This window comes from Chromobacterium haemolyticum (assembly GCF_002081825.1).
GTDB classification, from domain to species: Bacteria; Pseudomonadota; Gammaproteobacteria; order Burkholderiales; family Chromobacteriaceae; genus Chromobacterium; species Chromobacterium fluminis.
The window spans coordinates 166629-186052 of the sequence record NZ_MUKU01000002.1; the positions used below are offsets into that span (position 1 = coordinate 166629).

The following is a 19424-nucleotide window of genomic DNA, read 5'->3' on the forward strand; positions in this document are numbered from 1 at the left end:
CGGGCTCAGCCTGTGGTGGTCTGGGCTGGGTTGATGGCGCCAGTTCCGGCGCTGCTATTGGCCTGGTAGGCGTTCAGCGCGGCCTGAACCTGGCCGCCGCCATGATGATGGTGACGGTGATGAGCTGGCTGGCTCTGTTGCGAGTTGGCTTGCAAATCCTGCTGCAGTTGCTGGTAATCCTGCTGAGCCTGGCTGAGGTTGTTGCTGCTCAGGTCCTGGCCCAGATTGCTGAACAGCGCGCTGGGCGAAGAGGTTGTCGATGCGCCGGTCAGCGCGCTCAGCGCGTCGTCGGTACTGCCGTCGCTGGAGCCGCCGAAGCTGCTCATCTGCAACTGGCTCAGCATCTGGTTGAACAGCAGGGTCATGTCGTTGCCGGCGCTGGCGGCGCCGCTGCTGGCCGAACTGCTGCCGCTGCTGGCGACGCTGCCATCGGTCTGCATGGAGTTGATCAGGCTGGCGAAGTCCTGAGCGCCGCTGCCGGTCGCGCTGGCTGATCCCGTCGTGCTGGCGGAACCACTGGCCGCGGCGGCGTTGGGCTGCAGGCTGGACAGCGCTTGCTGCGCGCCGCTGAGATTGCCTTGCCGCACATCGTTGATCATGGTCTGGAAATCCTGACGGCGCTGCTGGTGAACGGCCCGGCGTTGTTGCCAGGCATGGCTGCCGCCGTCGATGCCGCTAGTGTTGCTGACTGACATGGATAATCTCCCGCTAAGTCTATGGTGGAGTGTCGGTCGTGAGCTTCACGGAGCAGCTCGACTCCCATTCGCCACCCCGGTTTCGACGTTTGCCGGCACGGGCGGCAATCCATGCCGCTGTGGCGGACAGGATTGCCGCAAGGCGGCGGGTTTAGCCTGTTATTGCGTCAAAACAAGGGTTTGGCCAGTGGGTAGATGCAAGCGGCGTGCCAGCTGGCAGGCGAGATTCTGTTAATTTCCATTAGGCGTTCTGCTGGGTGTGGATGGTCTTGGTATAAACAAGTCAGCCCTCTGAATCGCCGGGATGCCGCCATGCGTTTTGCCATTACCTTGTCCGACCGCTTTAAGCCGGTGCTGGACGTTTGCCTGCACGCCGGCTGGCAGCCGTTGAAGCTGTTCTGCACCCCGGTGGACCATCGCATGCATCACCACAAGGAATCGCTGGCGGCGGCGGAGCGCTTGGGCGTGCCGGTGCAGTTGTCGCGAATGCGCGAACGCGATTTGCTGGAGCTGGCGGAGCAGGACTGCGAAGTCTTGCTGGTGGCCAGCTACAACTGGCGGGTGCCGGACTGGGAGCCTTATCTGAATTACGCGGTCAACTTCCATCCATCGCCGTTGCCCATCGGCCGCGGGCCTTATCCGATGGTGAGGGCAATTCTGGACGGCCATCGGCAATGGGGATGCAGTTGTCATCAATTGACCCGGGAAATGGACGCCGGCGATGTGCTGGCGCAGGAGCAGTTCGCGCTGAGGCCGGACGAAACCCATGAATCGCTGGACGCGAAACTGCAACTGGCGCTGTACCGGCTGGCGGGGCGGGTGGCCGGCGACTTTGCCTCCTTGTGGGAACAGGCGCAGCCGCAAGGCGAAAACAGCAGCTATTGGCCGCTGTGGCGGGACGAAGAGCGGGTGCTGGATTTCAGCCTGCCGGTGGAGGACGTCATGCGCCGAGTGCGCGCCTTCGGCGACTTCGAATGCCTGGTCGCGGTCAACGGCGTCACCGTGCACGTGCACCGCGCGCAAGGCTGGCGAGAGAGCCACGCTTACCCGCCGGGCTCCTTGATTTTGTCCAACGCGCTGAGCCTCTTGGTGGCCGCCGCCGACGGCATGGTGCTGATTAGCGAATGGAGTTTGAACCCGCCCGGCGGCGTTAGCGGCCGGCTGCGGGGGTGAGGCGCGGCTCCTCGGCCGCGTCTGTTCCTGTCTTAGAACCTGTTCACGATCTGCTGCGCTGGGGCGATACGGCGTTAAAAACCAGCTCAAAATGCTCATGTACCACGTGTACATTCCGCTTTTTCGCTTGTTTTCGCCTTGTCTCGCTCTTGCTCGCGAGATCGTGAACAGGCTCTTACTTCTTCACGTTAAACGCTTCCAACGCCGCCCGCGCCGCGGCGGCGATCACTTCGTCGCTGTGCTTGGCTTCTTTCTTGGCGTGCTTGGTGTAGACCGCCAGCACGATGGGCGCGCGTTTGGGCGGCCAGATCACCGCGTAGTCGTTGGCGGTGCCGTAGACGCCGCAGGTGCCTGTTTTGTCGCCCACTTCCCAGCCGGCCGGCACCGCGGCGCGGATTCTGGCGTTGCCGGTGGTGTTGCCTTTCAGCCAGTCCGCCAGCTGTTGGCGCTGCGGTTCCGGCAGCGCCTTGCCCAGCGCCAGTTTTTGCATGCTTTCCGCCACTGCCTTGGGGGTGGAGGTGTCGCGCGGGTCGCCGGGGACGGCGGAGTTCAGTTCCGGTTCCAGGCGGTCCAGGCGGAAGCTGGCGTCGCCGATGGTGCGCATGAAGGCGGTCAGCGCGGCGGGACCGTTGATTTCCTTGAGCAGCAGATTGGCCGCACCGTTGTCGCTGTATTGCACGGTGGCGGCGCTGAGCTCGGCCACGGTCATGCCGTTTGCCTGGTTTTTGGTCGTAATCGGGGACCAATTAGGCAGAGCCGTCTTGCTGTAGCGGATGCGTTTGTCCAGCAGGCCCGGTTTTGCTTGGCTCTGCGCCAGCACCCCCGCCGCCAGAAAGCCTTTGAAGGAGCTGCACATGGGAAAGCGTTCGTTGGGACGATTGGCCACGGTGGCGCCGGAGCCGGTGTCGATGGCGTAGACGCCGATGCTGCCGCCAAAGTCGCGCTCCAGTTTGGCCAACTTGTCGGCGGCGACGGCGAGCGGATCGGCGGCGACGGCCTGGGTTAGCGGCGCGGCCAGCGATGCGAATAAAATCAGATGCTTGAACATGGTTTTTGTCCTTCTGTCTGGTGGGAAAGTGTGGCGCTATCCTGATGGCGAAGGCTTGGGCTGTAAATCGCGCAAACTGTAACGTCTGTAACTTTTTGCTCCGGCGGCGGTGAGGCGGGGTGTCGCCGCCGGGCGTAATCTGGAGCGCGGCCATTCGGAGGACGGACGCTTCACATCGGCGCAGGAGGCGCGTTTGGGCGAATTCTGGAAGTGAGCGGCGGATGGGCCAGGGTATAAAGCGGCATTCGCCATTTCGCTTGTAGGATTTTCATGCCGGACCTGATCGCTTTTCATCGCTGCGTCGCGGAGCTGTTGCAACACCTGGGTTTTGACGCGCCGGAACTGGCCGCGGATCAGGAGGTGCTCAGTCTGCAGCTGGAGCAGCGCTTCTCCCTCCATTTTGTCTGTCTCGATCAGGATAGCTGGTTCATGCAGGCGGACCTTGGCGACGCTTTGCCGTCGCCCGGTCCCGCCGTGTTGGCGCAGGCCTTGCGCCGCAATCAGCTGGCGATTCAAGCCTGGCAGCCGGTGGTCAGCCTGGATCAGGACGAGCGGTTGGGCTGCTGGTTGCGTTTGCCGTGCCAGGGCTGCGATTTGCCGTCGATGGCGTCCGCCCTGGACGCCGTGATTGTCTGCGCCGAAGAGTTGTTGTCGGCGGTGGACGAACTTGTCGTTTGTTAAACCCATGTTCCGTATATAAGCCCTGATGGGCAAATTCCTAAGAAAAGGACACTCATGAGCACGATTTCCACCCATATCCCCATGCGCGGGCTGCACTCCGCCCAGGCTTTGCGCGAGAGCTGCGCCGATGTGAACGCCGACAAGGCGCGCATCGGCATGCGCAAGGACGGCACTTTGGTGTTGTACACCGGCCGTTCTTATTTGCTGCATCCGGATCAGACCCGACGCGCCAGCGAGTTTCTGCGCCAGCTGGACCCGCAGCAGGCGGAGTCGGGGTCGCGCCGTTTCCGCCTGGTCGATCTGATCACCAGTTTGAATACCCTCTCCAATGGCCGTCGCGCCCAGCCGCAGGCGGATGAGCCGGCTGCCGCTAGCCGCACCCGTCGTTTGCGTTTTGTCGACGAGGCCGCTCCGGTGGCGGAGAAACGGCCGGTTCAGGCCGCGCCGGCCAGATTGGCCGCTGCGCCGCCGTCCGCGCCGCGCGCCGAGGCCGATGGCGCCGGCAAGGGTTTCAGCGCCGCCGGCTCTCGCGGCCGAGTGCAGCAGGCCGGCGATAGGGTGGTCAAATCCTTCAAGGCGATGGACAAGAACGCCGTCGCTCATGAGCTGGCGATGTGCAACAGCCATCTCAAGGCCAGCCAGCGGGCCTTGCCGGAGGCGCGGATGCAGGGCGATACGCTGGCGATGCCCTTTATCGCCGGCTCGACGCCCACCACGGAGGAGGTGAAGGGCGCGGTGGGCGAGTTGTTCCGCCTGGGCTTCATGATGGGGGACCCGTCTTCGGCCAATTTCGTCAAAACCGAGGGCGGCAAGGTGGTGCCGGTGGATTTTGGCCTGATGTTCAAGACGGACGAACGCGGCGCGGTATGCCGCAGCGTGATGAGCGAGATCGTGCATGACTACGTCAAGGGTGGCTATCGCTTTGTGCCGGAACCGTTGAAGAGCGATTATCTGGCGGCGATGCGCGAGTTTGATCAGGTGCTGGGCAAGGACAGCCCAGCGCGCAATGTCAACGTCAAAAAGCTGCAGATGGCGGGATGGTTCAATAAGAACGGCTAACAAAACCCCTGGCGCTGCGTTGCTACTGCGTAGTCTGCGTCGGCGCGCCTTGCCTCAGCCGTAAACTGAGTTTTGTTAGCCATGGCCCATCCGCCTGATGGATGGCTGTGGAAACGGTGTGCTCCCGCATGGGAAGCACGCCGTTTGGCTTTCTCTCCGCCCGCGACGCCGGCGCCTTGACGCTGCTTGCCCGGCTCAGTACCCTGTGGCTCGCGCTGCGCCAAATCACGCCGCGCCGGGAGTAGAAGCCCAGAGTCACTTGATCGCAGACAGGAGGTGTCCGCTTTGGCACTTCCACGTCTGCATGCCATGCATGCCCATCCTGGGCGGGCCGTGGCAGGGAGCCTTCGGGCTACCGGTCTTTTATCGAGTGAACCGGTCTTCTACCCTTGTCACGTGCCTGCTCAAACCTGCTGCACGAGCGGGCCTTCTCTCAGGAAACGACTTGGAGGCCGCGATGCGATTCTTCCTTTTTCTCTTTTCCCCCTCGATTTCCCTTGATCCGCTGTCCTGGCTACAGGAGGCGCGGCTATGAACGCCCTATGCGAGGTAGAGGAGCGTCGGCAGTTGCTGGGCCGCGTGCTGGACGCCAGCCAGCTGGGGTTGGAGGCTTTGGACTTGGTGATCCCCGCCGTGGAGGCGGCGGAGCGCTTGTGCGTGAGCTTGGGCTCTGAGGACGGCGAGCCCATTGCCGGCTTGTGCCGCTTGGTGCGTTGGGCGATGGAGGACTACCACGGCATGCTGGACAATGTTCGCGAGGAGGCGGCCACGGCTTTGAGCGATGAGGGGTGAGAGGGGTGCGCTCCGCGGTTCTTGCAATCTCGCGGCCAGGGTGAAACGGGGCGCCGCCGGGGCAGGCGAAGCCCGGAAACCGCTGGCGGGTATCGCCCACGGCGTCTCCCGCCCTAGGCGCCGCCGCTCGCTATGGGGCCGGCGTCGGCTCCTACCAGCCGCCGCCCAGCGCGGCGATCAGCGCCACGCTGCCGGCGTATTGCCGGTTCTTCACGTTCCACAGCGTGGTTTCCGCGCTGATGCGGCCGCTTTGCGCGCTTAAGACATTGAGATAGCTGACGGTGCCGGCGCGGTACTGGTTCAGCGCGATGGTTTCCGCGCGCCGGGCGGCGTCCAGCGCAGCCTGTTGCGAGGCGGCTTCCTCGCCCAGCAGTCGTTGCGCGGCCAGATTGTCTTCCACGCTCTGGAAGGCGGACAGCACGGTCAGGCGGTAGCCGGCGACGCTGGCGTCGTAGGCGGCGATGGCTTGTTCTTTATGGGCGCTGCGCAGGCCGGCGTCGAACAGGCTGAGCGCCAGCGCCGGGCCCAGCGACCAGACGCGGTTGGGCAGGCTGACCCAGTCTGCGAAGCTGGCGCCGCGGTAGCCGCCGCTGGCGGATAGGGTGAGGGTGGGGAAGAAGGCGGCCTGGGCCACGCCGATTTCGGCGTTGGCCTGCGCCACCGCGCGTTCCGCGGCGGCGATGTCCGGGCGGCGTTCCAGCAGTTGCGATGGCAGACCGGCGGGGATGCTGGGCAAGCGCGGTTCGGCGCTGGCCGCCGGCAGGCTGAAGCTGGCCGGCGTCTGCCCCAGCGCGGCGGCGATGGCGTGTTCCAGCTGGGCGCGGGTCAGCTGTTTGTCCACCCGCTGCGCCTGGGCGCTTTGCCATTGGCTTTCGGCCTGGGCCACGTTGGCGTCGGAAACAATGCCGGCCTGGTATTGATTGCGGGTCAGCTTCAGCGTTTCCGCCAGCGCTTGTTCATTGGCTTGCAGTTGCCGCAGTTGCAGGTCGGCCACGCTGATTTGCAGATAGGCGGTGGCCAGTTGCGCTTGGGCGCTGAGGCGTATCGCCGCCAGTTGCGCGGCGCTGGCTTGGGCTTTGGCGGAGCCGGCTTCCACGGAGCGGCGCAGGCCGCCCCACAGGTCCAGCTCCCAGCTGGCGTTGGCGCTCAGGTTGTAGCTGGTGGACGTGGCCTGGCCGGGGGAACTGACGCCTCGGCTTTGGCCGGCGTTGAGGCCCAGGCTGGGAAACAGCCCGGCTTCGGCCTGTTTCAGCAAGGCCTGGACTTGGCGGTATTGCGCTTCGGCCTGGGCGATGCCGGGGCTTTGCCGGTTCAGGGTGTCCATCAACTGGTCCAGCCGCGGGTCTTGATAGATATGCCACCAGTCGCCGCGAGGCAGGGCATCCTGAGGCTGGGCGCTTTTCCAGCGGCCGTCTTCCTTATAGGCGGCCGGCAGGTCCAGCTTGGGCTTGGCGTAGTCCGGGCCCAGCGCGCAGCCGGCCAACAGCAGCGCGCAGGCCAGCGCAAGGCTTAGTGTTTTCATGGGTTTCATTCCTCGGCTCCGCGGTTTAGCGCGGCGCGCGCGGGCCGCCAGCGGCGGCACCACAGCCGGAAGCGGTCCAGATACAGGTAAACGACGGGGGTGGTGTACAGGGTCAGCAGCTGGCTGAGCAGCAGGCCGCCCACGATGGAGATGCCCAGCGGGGTGCGCAGCTCGGCGCCGTCGCCGCGGCCCAGGGCCAGCGGCAGCGCGCCGAACAGCGCGGCCAGCGTGGTCATCATGATGGGGCGGAAGCGCAGCAGGCAGGCCTGGCGTATCGCCTGTTCCGGCGTTTGTCCTTGTTCGCGTTCGGCGCTGAGCGCGAAGTCTATCATCATGATGGCGTTCTTTTTGACGATGCCGATCAGGAGCAGCACGCCTATCAGCGCGATGACGTTGAATTCGCCGCCGGTGGCGATGATGGCCAGCAGGGCGCCGACGCCGGCCGAGGGCAGGGTGGAGAGAATGGTGACCGGGTGCACCACGCTTTCGTACAGCATGCCCAGCACGATGTAGACGGCGATCAGCGCGGCCAGGATCAGCAGCGGCTGGCTGTCCAGCGAGGCCTGGAAGGTTTTGGCGCTGCCCTGGAAGCTGCCGTGGATGCTGCTGGGCAGGCCGACGCCGGCCAGCGCCTGGTTGATGGCGTCGGTGGCGTCGGACAGCGCGGCGCCCGGCGGCAGGTTGAAGGAGACGGTGGCGGCGGCAAACTGGCTTTGGTGGTTGACCGACAGCGCGGTGTTGCCGGGCGCCCAGCGGGCGACGGCGGACAGCGGGGTGGGCTGGCCTCCCGGCGTTTGCAGGAAGATGCTGTCCAGCCCGTCCGGCCCTTGCCAGTATTGCGGAGCCACTTCCATCACCACGCGGTATTGGTTGAGCGCGTTGTAGATGGTGGATACCTGGCGCTGGCCGAAGGCGTCGTTGAGCGCGGAATCCACCTGGGCTTGGGTCAGGCCCAGCCGCGCCATGGCGTCGCGGTCGAAGACCAGTGTGGTTTGCAGGCCTTTGACTTCCTGATCGGTGTTGACGTCGGCCAACATGGGCAGCTTCATCAGCGCTTGCTGGACTTTGGGCGTCCATTCGCGCAGTTGGGTCAGATCGTCGCCTTGCAGGGTGTATTGGTACTGGGCGTTGCTGGCGCGGCCGCCGATGCGGATGTCCTGCACCGCCTGCAGGAAGAGCTGGGCGCCGGGTTCGCGCGCCAAGGTTTTGCGCAGCCGGGCGATGACTTGGTCCGAGCTTTCCTTGCGTTGGCTCAGCGGCTTGAGGCTGACGAACATATTGGCGCTGTTGCGCTGGCCGCCGCCGGTGAAGCCCAGCACGGCGTCCACCGCCGGGTCTTGGCCCACCACGGTGATGAAGCGCTGCAGCTTTTGCTGCATGGCCTGGAAGGAGATGTTCTGGTCCGCGCGTATCATGCCGTTGAGCCGGCCGGTGTCCTGCTGCGGGAAGAAGCCCTTGGGCACGGCCAGGTAGAGGTAGACGTTGAGGCCTATGGTGGCGGCCAGGATCAGCATCATCAGCGGGCCGTGGCGCAAGGCCCAGTCCAGGCTGCGGCGATAGCCGTCCAGCATGGCGTCGAAGACGCGTTCGCTCCATTGAAACAGCCGGCCGGGAGGCCGTTCTTCGCGTGGTTTGAGCCAGCGCGCGCAGAGCATGGGCGTGGTGGTCAGCGAAACCAGCAGGGACACCAGGATGGCCACGGACAGGGTGACGGCGAATTCGCGGAACAGCCGGCCGATGACGCCGCCCATCAGCAGGATGGGGAGGAAGACGGCGATCAGCGAGACGCTCATGGACAGCACGGTGAAGCCGACTTCGCGCGCGCCGCGCAAGGCGGCCTGCATCGGTTTCATGCCGTCTTCGATGTGGCGGGCGATGTTTTCCAGCACCACGATGGTGTCGTCGACGACGAAGCCGGTGGCGATGGTCAGCGCCATCAGGCTGAGGTTGTTGAGAGAGAAGCCGGCCAGGTACATCACGGCGAAGGCGCCCACCAGCGATACCGGCACGGTGATGGCGGGAATGGCGGTGGCGCGGCCGTTGCGCAGGAATAGGAAGACCACCAGGATCACTAGGGCCACCGAGATCAGCAGCGAACGCTCCACTTCCTGCAGTGAGGCGCGGATGGTGGGGCTGCGGTCCATCACCACTTGCATGTTGATGGCGGCGGGGATGGAGGCTTGCAGCTGCGGCAGCAGCGCTTTGACCCGGTCTATGGTTTCGATGATGTTGGCGCCGGGTTGGCGGAACAGCATCAGCATCACCGCCGGCTGCCGGCCCAGGAGGCCTGCGTTGCGCAGGTCCACCACGGAGTCCTTGACCTCGGCCACGTCGGCGATGCGCACCGCGGCGCCGTCTTTGTAGCTGACGATCAGCGGCAGGTAGTCGCTGGCTTTGGTGGCTTGGTCGTTGGCCTGCACCTGCCAGTGTCGTTCGTCGTTTTCCAGAAAGCCTTTGGGCCGGTTGGCGTTGGTGCCGGCGATGGCGCCGCGCACGGTTTCCATGCCGATGCCGTAGTGGTTGAGCTGGCGTGGGTTCAGCTCCACCCGCACCGCCGGCTGCGCGCCGCCGCCCACGTTGACATCGCCTATGCCGTCCACCTGGGCCAACTTCTGGCCGAGTATGGTGTCGGCGGCGTCGTACATCTGGCCGCGGCTCAGGCTGTCCGAGGTCAGCGCGATGATCATGATGGGCGCGTCGGCGGGGTTGACCTTGCGGTAGGTGGGGTTGGACGGCATGCCGGTGGGCAGCAGGGAGCGCGCGGCGTTGATGGCGGCCTGCACGTCGCGCGCGGCGCCGTCGATGTCGCGGTCCAGCTCAAACTGCAAGGTGACGCGGGTGGAGCCCAGGGAGCTGGACGAGGTCATTTCCGTGACGCCGGCAATGCGGCCCAGCGCCCGTTCCAGCGGGGTGGCCACGGTGGCGGCCATGGTCTCCGGGCTGGCGCCGGGCAGGCGCGCGCTGACGGAGATGGTGGGGAAATCCACTTGCGGCAGCGGCGACACCGGCAGCAGCTTGAAGGCCAGCAAGCCGGCCAGCAGGATGGCCAGGGTCAGCAAGGTGGTGGCCACTGGGCGGCGGATGAAGGGGGCAGAGGGGATCATGCCTCGCCCTCGGCGCTCAGTGCCGGCTTGGCCTTGCGGCGGAGGCGGCGCGCCAACCGGTCAAAGGCCAGGTAGATCACCGGAGTGGTGAACAGGGTCAGCACCTGGCTGAGCAGCAGGCCGCCCACCATGGCCACGCCCAGCGGCTGGCGCAGCTCGGAACCCATGCCGCCGCCCAGCATCAGCGGCAGCGCACCCAGCAGCGCGGCCAGCGTGGTCATCAGGATGGGTCGGAAGCGCAGCAGGCAGGCCTGGTAGATGGCGTCGCGCGGGCTCATGCCGCGTTCGCGCTCGGCCTCCAGCGCGAAATCTATCATCATGATGGCGTTTTTCTTGACGATGCCGATCAACAGAATGATGCCGATGATGGCGATGACCGATAGATCATTGCCGGACAAGAGCAGGGCCAGCAGCGCGCCGATGCCGGCCGAGGGCAGGGTGGAGAGAATCGTGATGGGATGAATATAGCTTTCGTACAGCACGCCCAGCACGATGTACATGGTGACGATGGCGGCCAAGATCAGCCACAGGGTGTTGGATAGCGAGGCCTGGAAGGCTAGCGCCGCGCCCTGGAACTTGGTGTCTATGCTGGCCGGCAGGCCCAGCTCGGTCTCGGCCTGGCGGATGGCGTCCACCGCCGCGCCCAGCGAGGCCCCGGGGGCCAGGTTGAAGGACACGGTGGCGGTGGGGAATTGCCCCAGGTGGTTGATGGCGAGCGCGGTGGGGCGCTCCTCTATGCTGGCCACCGCGTCCAGCGGCACCGGGCCGCCGTTGGCGGTGGGCACGTACAGGCTTTTCAGCGACAGCGGGTCTTGCTGGTGCTGAGGGTCCACTTCCAGCACCACGCGGTATTGGTTGGTCTGGGTGAAGATGGTGGAGATCAGCCGTTGGCCGAAGGCGTCGTAGAGCGCGTTGTCGATGGCGGCGGTGCTGACGCCCAGGCGCGCGGCGGCGTCGCGGTTGATGTTGACGTAGGCTTGCAGGCCTTGGTCCTGCAAATCGCCGGCTACGTCGGCCAGCTGCGGCAGCCGGCGCAGCTTCTCCACCAGTTTGGGCGTCCAGGCGGACAAATCCTCGGCGCTGGTGGCTTGCAGGGTGAACTGGTACTGGGTGCGGCTGACGCGGGAATCTATGGTCAGGTCCTGCACCGGTTGCAGATAGAGCGCCATGCCCGGCAGCGCGTTGGCCTGGCTTTGCAGCCGGGTCAGCACGGTGCGGATGTCGTCGCGCTGTTCCTTGGGTTTGAGGTTGATCAGCAGCCGGCCGTTGTTGAGCGCGGCGTTGTTGCCGTCCACGCCGATGAAGGAGGACAGGCTGTCCACCGCCGGGTCTTTGAGCAGCTGCTGCGCCAGCGCTTCCTGCTTGCGCGCCATGGCGCTGAAGGAGATGGACTGCGAGGCTTCGCTGACGCCCTGGATGGCGCCGGTGTCTTGCAGCGGAAAGAAGCCTTTGGGCATGGCCAGATAGAGCGCGGCGGTCAGCGCCACGGTGGCCAACGCCACCAGCAGGGTTAGCGTCTGCCGCTCCAGCACCCAGCTGAGCATGCGGCCGTAGCGGGCGATCACCCGGTCGAAGAAGCGGCCGCTGGCGTGGTAGAAGCGGCCTTGCTTGTCTTCCGGCACGTGTTTGAGCAGGCGCGCGCACATCATCGGCGTCAGCGTCAGCGATATGAACGCCGAGATCAGGATGGACACCGCCAGGGTGACAGCGAATTCGCGGAACAGCCGACCCACCACGTCGCCCATGAACAAGAGCGGAATCAGCACGGCGATCAGCGAGATGGTCAGCGAGATGATGGTGAAGCCTATCTGCTTGGAGCCCTTGAGCGCCGCGGCCATCGGCGTTTCGCCGTCTTCGATGTAACGCGCGATGTTTTCTATCATCACGATGGCGTCGTCCACGACGAAGCCGGTGGCGATGGTCAGCGCCATCAAGGTGAGGTTGTTGATGGAGAAGCCGGCCAGGTACATCACGCCGAAGGTGCCCACCAGGGACAGCGGCACCGCCACCGCGGGGATGAGGGTGGCCGGCACATTGCGCAGAAACAGGAAGATGACCATCACCACCAGGGCGATGGCCAGCATCAGTTCGAATTCCACGTCCGCCACCGAGGCGCGTATGGTCACGGTGCGGTCGCTCAGCACCTTGACGTCCACCGCGCCGGGCAGGGCGTCGCTTAGCTGCGGCAGCAGGTTTTTGATGCGATCCGCCACCTGGATCACGTTGGCGCCGGGCTGGCGCTGCACATTGAGAATGATGGCGGGGGTGGCGCCGGCCCAGGCGGCCAAGCGGGTGTTTTCCGCTGAATCCACCACTTGGGCCACGTCGGACAGGCGGATAGGCGCACCGTTGCGGTAGGCGATGACGACGCCGCGGTATTCGTCTGCGGATTTGAGCTGGTCGTTGCCGTCTATGGTGGAGGCTTGGTGCGGGCCGTCGAAGCTGCCCTTGGCCTGGTTGACGTTGGCGCTGGCGATGGCCGTGCGCACGTCTTCCAGCGTCAGGCCCAGCGAGGCCAGCTGGCGCGGGTTGGTCTGGATGCGCACCGCCGGGCGCTGGCCGCCGCTGATGCTGACCAGGCCCACGCCGGGCACTTGCGACAGCTTCTGCGCCAGCCGGGTGTCCACCAGATCCTCCAGCTTGGTCAGCTGCAGCGTGGGCGAGGTGACGGCGATGGTCATGATGGGGGTGTCGGCCGGATTGACCTTGCTGTACACCGGCGGGTTGGGCAGGTCGGACGGCAATAGGTTGCCGGCGGCGTTGATCGCCGCCTGCACTTCCTGCTCGGCCACGTCCAGGCTCAATTCCAGGCTGAATTGCAGGGTGATCACCGAGGCGCCGCCGGAGCTGGTGGACGACATCTGCGACAGGCCGGGCATCTGGCCGAACTGGCGTTCCAGCGGCGCGGTGATGGAGGAGGTGATCACTTCCGGGCTGGCGCCCGGGTATTGGGTGACCACCTGGATGGTGGGGTAGTCCACCTCCGGCAGGGCGGACACCGCCAGCATGCGCCAGGCGGCTAAGCCGGTGAGCAGGATGGCCACCATCAGCAAGGTGGTGGCCACCGGCCGCAAAATGAACAGGCGCGAGGGATTCATGCCGTCTCTCCGCGCTTACTGCGCCGCCGAGGCGCGGCGTTTGCCGGCCGGGCCGCTGCCGTCGCGTTTGTGGCGCCCGTTTTTGCCCGCGGCCTGGGCGGCCTGGCGGTTTTGCGCGGCGCGGTCCACCACGGTGACCTTGGCGCCGTCGCGCAGTTTGTCGAGGCCGTCCACCACCACGCGCTGGCCGGGCTTCAGGCCTTGCTCGATGACGACGATGTCGCCGACGCGCGCGCCGGCGCTCACCTGGCTCAGGCTGACGCTGCTGTCCGCGTTGACGGTATAGACATAGCTGCCCGCCTTGCCCAGCTGCACCGCGCCGGCCGGCACGGTGACGGCGTTTTCCTGTTCGCCCAGGCTCAGGCGCACATTGACGAATTGATTGGGGAACAGAGCCTCGTCGGCGTTGGCGAAGCGGGCCTTGAGGTTGACGGTGCCGGTGCTGGTGTTGAGCTGGTTGTCTATGGCCAGCAATTTGCCGTCGGCCAGCTTGTTGCGGTTATCGCGGTCCCAGGCTTCCACCGCGAGGCCGGGCTTGGCGCGGCTGGCCCGCAATACCGGCCCCAGGCTGACTTCCGGTACCGAGAACAGCACGTTGATGGGCTGAGTCTGGGTGATGACCACCAGGCCGTTGGCGTCGCTGGCGTGGACGATGTTGCCCGGGTCCACCTGGCGCAGGCCGGCGCGGCCGGACACCGGCGCGGTGACGCGGCTGTAGCTGAGCTGCAGCCGGGCGTTGTCCACCGCGCCCTGGTCCAGCTTGACCGTGCCCTGGTACTGGCGCACCAGCGCTTGCTGGGTGTCCACCTGCTGTTTGGCGATGGAGTTCTGTTCCAGTAGTTGGCGGTAGCGGTTCAGATCCAACTGGGCGTTTTGCAGCAGCGCCTGGTCGCGCAGCAACTGGCCTTCGGTTTGGGCCAACGCGGCCTGGAACGGCCGCGGGTCCAATTCCGCCAGCAACTGGCCTTGTTTGACCGGCTGGCCTTCTTCGAAATGCAGTTTGTCCAGTTGGCCGTCCACGCGGCTGCGTACGGTGACGGTGTAAGTGGAGTTGACGGTGCCCAGCGCGCTGATCTGCAAGGGGACGTTCTGCCGTTGCGCGGCGGTCACGCCCACGGCCGCCGGCGGCGCGGCGCGGCGTTGGCCCGCGGCGTCCGCGGCCGCGTGTTGCCGCCACCACCAGCCGCCGCCCAGCGCGAGAGCGACGACAAGGCCCCAGCACAGCGGGGAACGGTAAAACGGGCGGCGAGGCGGGGCGGATTGGGTCACGGCGGGGCTCCAGGAGTGCGGCCTTGGAGCGGCGAGGGCCGCTCCGGATCGTTCAAAGGCGACCGCCGGCATGGGTGGGCGGTGAGGGGCGCCGCAGTAGGCCGAGGGTCGATGCTTACGGCATTATGCGCTCCTTGTTTGAACCGGGCTTTGCTTGCGCCGGCGATTGTATGTCGAATTGTTGCAAGACCTGACGAAATGTATGGTGCGGCCGGGTGGCGGCGAAATGCCAGGCCAGTTGCTGCGCTCGCTGGCGATAGGAGGGTTTGGACAGCATGCGCCGCAACAGAGGCGGCAGCCGGCCGGTTTCGATGTGGTGGCGGCGCAGCGTGACGCCGGCGCCGTAGGCTTCGATATGCCGCATCGCCAGCAGCTGGTCCATATTGGACGGGATGCCGATCACCGGGCGGCCTTGTTGCAGCGCCTGGTAGCTGGTGGGGCTGCCGCCGTTGCAAATCACCAGGTCCGCGCGGGCGGCGGCGGCCTCGCCGGGCAGGAAGTCGGCGCTGAACAGGCCGGAACGCTGCGGCAGCCGCTGGCGGCGGCCGGTGCTGGCGATGACTTGCAGCCCTTCGCCCAGCAGTTGATCTATCAGGGTGGGCAGCAGGGCCAGATTGCCGGAGGAACCCAGCGACAGGTAGACGGTGGGGCGGTCTTGCAGTTGCGGCCACCAGTCCGGCAGCGGGCCGCCCGGCGACCAGGTGACCGGGCCCAGGTAGTGGTGGTGAGTGGGCAACGGGCCCAGCGGCACCAGCTCCGGTGAATCGTAGTAGAGCACTTGATCGCCGTGGCTCCAGGCTTCGAAGCAATTGGCGAACGGGGCCAGGCCGTAATGGGCGCGGGCGCGGTTGAGCGAGCGCGCCAGCAGGCGGGTGGCCAGCGGGGTGATCCAGCGCATCAGCGGCGTCATCACGGGCAGGCGGTGCAGATTGATCTTGGTCAGCTCCGGCACCGGCAGCGGCTCGGGCCGGCGGTGGGGGCTCCAGTAAGCGTTGATCAGGTTGATCAGCGGTTTGCCGGAGAGCGCGGCGCTGATGCCCAGCGAGTGGCGGAAGTCGCCGACGATGATGTCCGGGTCCAGGCGTTCTATCAGGCGCAATTCTTCCTCGGCGTAGGCGATGATTTCCTCGCGGCGGTACAGGGCCTTGCCGTTGTCCACGGCGTGAAGAAAGTCTTCGCAGCTCTTGGTGAGCAGCGGATGGTAATGGATGTCCTCGCGTTGGTAGAGATAGTCGAAGCGCGGCGCGGCGGCCAGATGGATGTCGTAGTCCGAGGCGGGCAGCGCGGCGGCCAGCGTATAGGGGCGGGCGACATGGGCCAGGGTGACGGCCTCGCCGACGAAGAGGATTTTCTGCTTGCGTGGGTTCATGGCGGCTCTTAGGGGATGGGAGGGAAGCAAGGCCGTCCGGCGGGGCCGGACGGCGCGGGGCGGGCCTTAGCCTTTGTGGACCTGAACGCGCCACAGCTCGCGTCCGCGCGAGGCGCGGGTCATCGCGCGGCGGCCGTGCAGGCTGTTGTAGTTGTCTATCAGCGCCAGGTCGCCGTCGTGCCAGTCGTGCTCGATCAGGTTTTCCGGCGCATAGGCCCGTTCCAGTAGTTCCTGCACCAGGTTGGGGTAGTCGTCGGCGCGCTCTTCCACGTCGACGAAGAACTTCTGCAGTTCGGAGTTGCTGTTTTCCTGGAAACGCAGCACGGATTCGCCGGTGTCCGGGTGGGCTTCCACCAGCGGGTAGACGCGGGCGTCGCCGCCGAAATAGGTGAACTTGGTGTGGTAGCGGATTTCCAGCCGCTCCCATTCGGACAGCGTGGCCGTCGGCACTTGGCGCAGGATGTTGCGCGCGTCCACCAGCGTGGTTTGGCCTTCGCCGTGTTGCGGCGCTGTCTTGCAATACATCGCGAACAGGCTGGCGCTGAAGCGCGGGTTCTTGCGCACGAACTCATTGTCGGCCGGCAGCATGCTCAAGTCCCAGTGCAGCGGCAGTTCCTCGAAGGAGTGAACGAAGCCGTCGGCGTCTTCCTCCGGCTTCACCTTGTGCACCGCGCCGAACTGCCAGATATAGGGCGTGCCGAACTGGGCGCTGAAGTCGATCAGATTGTCCTCGTCCTCTACGGCGAAGCCGCGCAGCGCGACGAAGCCGAACAGCTGAGCCAGGCGGGTCAAGGCCGGGCGCGGCAGCGACAGGCAGTTGGCGCCGGGGCGGCGGTTTTCGATCAGCAGGCCGAAGCGGCCGGCCAGCATGACCGATAGTTCGCAACCCTCCCATTCAGCGTCGGCTTGTTCCAGATAGAGCCAGGGCTGGCCGTCGAAGCTCACCGCCTTGGCGCGGCGCGCGTCCAGCGCTTGGCGCTTGGAGACCAGCTCGCCGCGGCCGGCCAGGTTCAGCAGGTAGACGCGGTGCCAGGGCAAGGCCGCCTCGGCCTGGGCCGGCGACAGGCGGATGGGAAATTTGCCGCCGGGCGCGCCGGATTGGTGGATGGTCAGCCGGATGGCTTCCGGGAAGCGTTCGGCCAGCATCGCGTCCAGCGCGATGCCGCGCCAAGCCAGGCGCAGCGCGCGCTGCGGCCAGTCTTCGGCCTCGGCGATGCCGCGCGCCGCATTGTCTTCGCGCAGCAGGCCCAGCCATTGCGGCAGGCGACCGGCCTGGTTTTCCGGCAGAGGCTGGGCGAAGTCCGCGGCCGCGGCGGGCAGGTAGCGGCGCAGCACGCTTTCGGCGCGGTCGCGCTGGCGGTCGAAACCGGGCTGGACGCTGGCGTAGTCATGCCAGCGCAGCACCGGGCTGGCGTAGAGCGCGCGCAGCCGGCGGTGGTAGTCGTTGGCCGTGTCGCGCGGGATGTCCAGCAGATCGTGGAAGCTCAGGCCGTCGCTGAACAGTTCCAGCGCGCAACCGGCCGGGTAGACGCGGCCGACGGCGCGGCAGAGGCGATCCAGCCGTTCCAGCGCCGCGTATTCGGCGTAGTCGGGGCGGTCGGACGCGGTTTTGTCGCGGGTGTTGGGCGATTTCAGCGGAAAGCCCGGCAGCAGCAGTTGCAGCGGCTGTTGCCGGCGCACGAAGCGCTCCACTTGAGCGCTCAGCGCCTGACGGTAAGATTCGCGCTGCGGGTGGTCGGCTTCGCCTTGGAAGGCGTCGAGCAAAATGGAGACGATGGAAGCGACAAGGGGTTCGTTTTGCATGGCGATACTCGAAATGGACAATGAAAGACGGGGTTTCAGGCGGCGGTGGCGATGAAGTGGCTGGGCCGGCCGTCGACAAAGACCAAGGCGGACTGGTTTTCGTCGATGTCGCTGCGCTTTTTCAACATCACGCCGTGCTCGTGCTTGATCGCGGCCGCGTGCCAGGGCGTCAGCCAGGCGTCGACGCTGTCCACCAGTCGCACGCCGATCTTGGCCGACACGCGAAATTGCGGATGGATGGACAGGCGCAGGCTGTCCGGAAACGCGCGTTCCAGCAGCCGGCTCCAGGCGTTGCTGCGCTGAATCACCCGGTAGGCGTTGGCGCGCGCCATTTTCTGCAAGCTGGTCTTGCTGTGGCCGGCGAAGCGCTCCATGCCTTGCGCGTCCTCGAACAGGAAGCGGGTAATGCCCTGGTACATCGCGCGCATCGCCGGTTCGTCCTGGCATTGGCGTTTGATCTGTTCGATGGAGTCGCTGTAAAGAATCAGCAATTCTTCGCGCTGCGAATCCAGGTCGCCGATATAGCTGAAGTGATCTTTCAAGTCGTAAAAGCGAAAGCTGTCGCCATGGCGTTGCCGCGTATAGCGAATCAAGTCGTCCATATAGGCGGCGACTTCCGCGTCCGGGATATACACCACGTCGGAAAAGCAATATCCGTCAGAGCAAATGGCGACTTGAGCGCCCGGCGGGTAGATGCTCTGAATGTCCCTGCAGAGTTGGTGCAGATTATCCATTGCGTGACGCTCGGCCAAATCGGGCATCGCGCCCAGGGTTTTATTACGATTGGGCGATTTGCCGGGGAAGGCCGGCAGAATCATTTGCAGCGGCTGGCGGCGGGCAACGGCGGCTTGAATCTTGGGAAGGTGCGGAGCCATTTCCGCGTCCAGATCTTCCGTGGCGGCCAGGTCCTCCGGGTGGATGCGGCGCAGTTTGAAAACCCGCTCCAGTATTTGCCGGGAGAGATCCGCGGCGGAAACTCCGGAAGGGTGAAAAACAGGGTCGACAATGGCGTTCATGGTTTATCTCAATTGGTTGTGGAATCAAAAGCGATGGAATTGCGATTTGCCCGCGTTCATGCGCGAGCGTTTTGCTTATCGTTATATGGTGACCAAAATAATGGAAAGAACACGATTTGCTTTAGTGAGCGCGGCCATTTTATGGCAGATGTCGGGAGCGGGCGAACAAATTAGCCGCTATAGAGTTATGAGCAATCGTTATATTGATATGGCGAAGGGATTGAACGAATAAGAGGCGAGTAGTTTTTTATTCGATTGGAGTGATTTTTTATTCAGTACTGAGGTGTGAAAATTGTAAATAAGATTGTGACGGTTTGTGATGTCTTATTTGTTTTAATTTGGATTAAATTTAAATTTATCTTTGTATGACAGGGTCTTATTTGTCATTTTTGCAAATGAGATTCATTTTTGTTTGTAAACAGAGCAAGACGGTGGTCGACTGTGAGTTTTCCCATGCAACCACGGTGCGGCGACTCGGTCGCGCCGCGTTTCAAACCGGGTGCTGGAGCGGGCGGGACGGGTGAAAACTGTATGATTCATGCGACAGATCCGTCGCGAGGCGCTTGCGGGACCGCGTCGCAGGCGCTTGGTCGCAGTCCAACCGGGTGCGATATTCCTTTGCGAACATGACATTTTCGTTTTTTAAGCTTCAAAGCCATGTTTGACTAGTCAACAGTCGTGGTTGCTGTCATTCTTTTGCGTTTCGATTACGACTGCCTGTCGTAGCGACAGCAGGCCGCCGGCTGGCCGCAGCGAGCCGAAAGCAATGTCGCCGAGCAGGCGCACTTGAGACAA

14 protein-coding genes are annotated in these 19424 nt (G+C 65.0%); 5 read left to right on the plus strand and 9 right to left on the minus strand.

Annotation, left to right across the window (positions count from 1 at the left end):
• Nucleotides 1–5: 5 nt before the first annotated feature.
• Entirely contained in the window at nt 6–695 is a 690-nt protein-coding gene (locus tag B0T39_RS02030) for a hypothetical protein (protein WP_081544573.1), read from the minus strand.
• Between the two features lie 312 nt (nt 696–1007).
• On the opposite strand from B0T39_RS02030, the gene B0T39_RS02035 reads away from it, so the two are divergent.
• Nucleotides 1008–1868: a methionyl-tRNA formyltransferase gene (locus tag B0T39_RS02035; RefSeq protein ID WP_081544574.1), complete on the plus strand. Its 861-nt coding sequence runs from the start codon at nt 1008–1010 to the stop codon at nt 1866–1868.
• A gap of 175 nt (nt 1869–2043) precedes the next feature.
• On the opposite strand, the gene blaCRH is transcribed toward B0T39_RS02035, so the two are convergent.
• Complete coding sequence (blaCRH, locus tag B0T39_RS02040) at nt 2044–2916, minus strand: CRH family carbapenem-hydrolyzing class A beta-lactamase (protein WP_081544575.1); 873 nt, start codon at nt 2914–2916, stop codon at nt 2044–2046.
• 270 nt (nt 2917–3186) lie between these two features.
• Here blaCRH and B0T39_RS02045 point away from each other — a divergent pair, with 270 nt between their 5' ends.
• The 3 genes from B0T39_RS02045 (at nt 3187) to B0T39_RS02055 (ending at nt 5448) form a co-directional block, all read left to right on the plus strand.
• Entirely contained in the window at nt 3187–3597 is a 411-nt protein-coding gene (locus tag B0T39_RS02045) for a CesT family type III secretion system chaperone (protein WP_081544576.1), read from the plus strand.
• Between the two features lie 54 nt (nt 3598–3651).
• Nucleotides 3652–4656, plus strand: a complete 1005-nt coding sequence (locus tag B0T39_RS02050; RefSeq protein ID WP_081544577.1) for a hypothetical protein — start codon at nt 3652–3654, stop codon at nt 4654–4656.
• A 531-nt stretch (nt 4657–5187) separates the two neighbouring features.
• Complete coding sequence (locus B0T39_RS02055; RefSeq protein WP_081544578.1) at nt 5188–5448, plus strand: hypothetical protein; 261 nt, start codon at nt 5188–5190, stop codon at nt 5446–5448.
• Between the two features lie 151 nt (nt 5449–5599).
• On the opposite strand, the gene B0T39_RS02060 is transcribed toward B0T39_RS02055, so the two are convergent.
• From B0T39_RS02060 to B0T39_RS02090, 7 genes are all read right to left on the minus strand, one after another.
• Nucleotides 5600–6970 (minus strand): efflux transporter outer membrane subunit, encoded by a 1371-nt coding sequence (locus tag B0T39_RS02060; protein ID WP_254894468.1) that lies wholly within the window; start codon nt 6968–6970, stop codon nt 5600–5602.
• A gap of 5 nt (nt 6971–6975) precedes the next feature.
• Nucleotides 6976–10074, minus strand: coding sequence for a multidrug efflux RND transporter permease subunit (locus tag B0T39_RS02065; protein ID WP_081544580.1), 3099 nt, complete (start codon nt 10072–10074; stop codon nt 6976–6978).
• On the minus strand, nt 10071–13172 hold the full coding sequence (locus tag B0T39_RS02070) for an MdtB/MuxB family multidrug efflux RND transporter permease subunit (protein ID WP_081544581.1): 3102 nt from the start codon (nt 13170–13172) through the stop codon (nt 10071–10073). Before B0T39_RS02070 ends, B0T39_RS02065 begins: the two co-directional genes overlap by 4 nt.
• 15 nt (nt 13173–13187) lie before the next feature.
• On the minus strand, nt 13188–14441 hold the full coding sequence (locus B0T39_RS02075; protein WP_254894469.1) for an MdtA/MuxA family multidrug efflux RND transporter periplasmic adaptor subunit: 1254 nt from the start codon (nt 14439–14441) through the stop codon (nt 13188–13190).
• A gap of 115 nt (nt 14442–14556) precedes the next feature.
• A complete protein-coding gene (locus B0T39_RS02080; protein WP_081544583.1) occupies nt 14557–15810 on the minus strand; it encodes a glycosyltransferase in 1254 nt (417 codons plus the stop codon).
• Nucleotides 15811–15876: 66 nt separating this feature from the next.
• A complete protein-coding gene (locus tag B0T39_RS02085; protein ID WP_081544584.1) occupies nt 15877–17613 on the minus strand; it encodes an isocyanide synthase family protein in 1737 nt (578 codons plus the stop codon).
• Nucleotides 17614–17648: 35 nt separating this feature from the next.
• Entirely contained in the window at nt 17649–18629 is a 981-nt protein-coding gene (locus B0T39_RS02090; RefSeq protein WP_081544585.1) for an isocyanide synthase family protein, read from the minus strand.
• Between B0T39_RS02090 and B0T39_RS02095 the strand changes: the two genes are divergently transcribed.
• Nucleotides 18619–18861 carry a hypothetical protein gene (locus B0T39_RS02095; RefSeq protein WP_081544586.1) on the plus strand — a complete coding sequence of 81 codons (243 nt, stop codon included), beginning with the start codon at nt 18619–18621 and terminating at the stop codon, nt 18859–18861. The two genes, B0T39_RS02090 and B0T39_RS02095, sit on opposite strands and share 11 nt — an antisense overlap.
• The last annotated feature ends 563 nt before the right edge of the window (nt 18862–19424 follow it).

Coding starts and splice junctions, on each gene's coding strand:
- B0T39_RS02030 (WP_081544573.1), bottom strand. CDS start 695: ATGTCAGTCAGCAACACTAGCGGCATCGACGGCGGCAGCCATGCCTGG.
- B0T39_RS02090 (WP_081544585.1), bottom strand. CDS start 18,629: ATGAACGCCATTGTCGACCCTGTTTTTCACCCTTCCGGAGTTTCCGCC.
- blaCRH (WP_081544575.1), bottom strand. CDS start 2,916: ATGTTCAAGCATCTGATTTTATTCGCATCGCTGGCCGCGCCGCTAACC.
- B0T39_RS02055 (WP_081544578.1), top strand. CDS start 5,188: ATGAACGCCCTATGCGAGGTAGAGGAGCGTCGGCAGTTGCTGGGCCGC.
- B0T39_RS02080 (WP_081544583.1), bottom strand. CDS start 15,810: ATGAACCCACGCAAGCAGAAAATCCTCTTCGTCGGCGAGGCCGTCACC.
- B0T39_RS02035 (WP_081544574.1), top strand. CDS start 1,008: ATGCGTTTTGCCATTACCTTGTCCGACCGCTTTAAGCCGGTGCTGGAC.
- B0T39_RS02095 (WP_081544586.1), top strand. CDS start 18,619: ATGGCGTTCATGGTTTATCTCAATTGGTTGTGGAATCAAAAGCGATGG.
- B0T39_RS02085 (WP_081544584.1), bottom strand. CDS start 17,613: ATGCAAAACGAACCCCTTGTCGCTTCCATCGTCTCCATTTTGCTCGAC.
- B0T39_RS02065 (WP_081544580.1), bottom strand. CDS start 10,074: ATGATCCCCTCTGCCCCCTTCATCCGCCGCCCAGTGGCCACCACCTTG.
- B0T39_RS02070 (WP_081544581.1), bottom strand. CDS start 13,172: ATGAATCCCTCGCGCCTGTTCATTTTGCGGCCGGTGGCCACCACCTTG.
- B0T39_RS02050 (WP_081544577.1), top strand. CDS start 3,652: ATGAGCACGATTTCCACCCATATCCCCATGCGCGGGCTGCACTCCGCC.
- B0T39_RS02060 (WP_254894468.1), bottom strand. CDS start 6,970: ATGAAAACACTAAGCCTTGCGCTGGCCTGCGCGCTGCTGTTGGCCGGC.
- B0T39_RS02045 (WP_081544576.1), top strand. CDS start 3,187: ATGCCGGACCTGATCGCTTTTCATCGCTGCGTCGCGGAGCTGTTGCAA.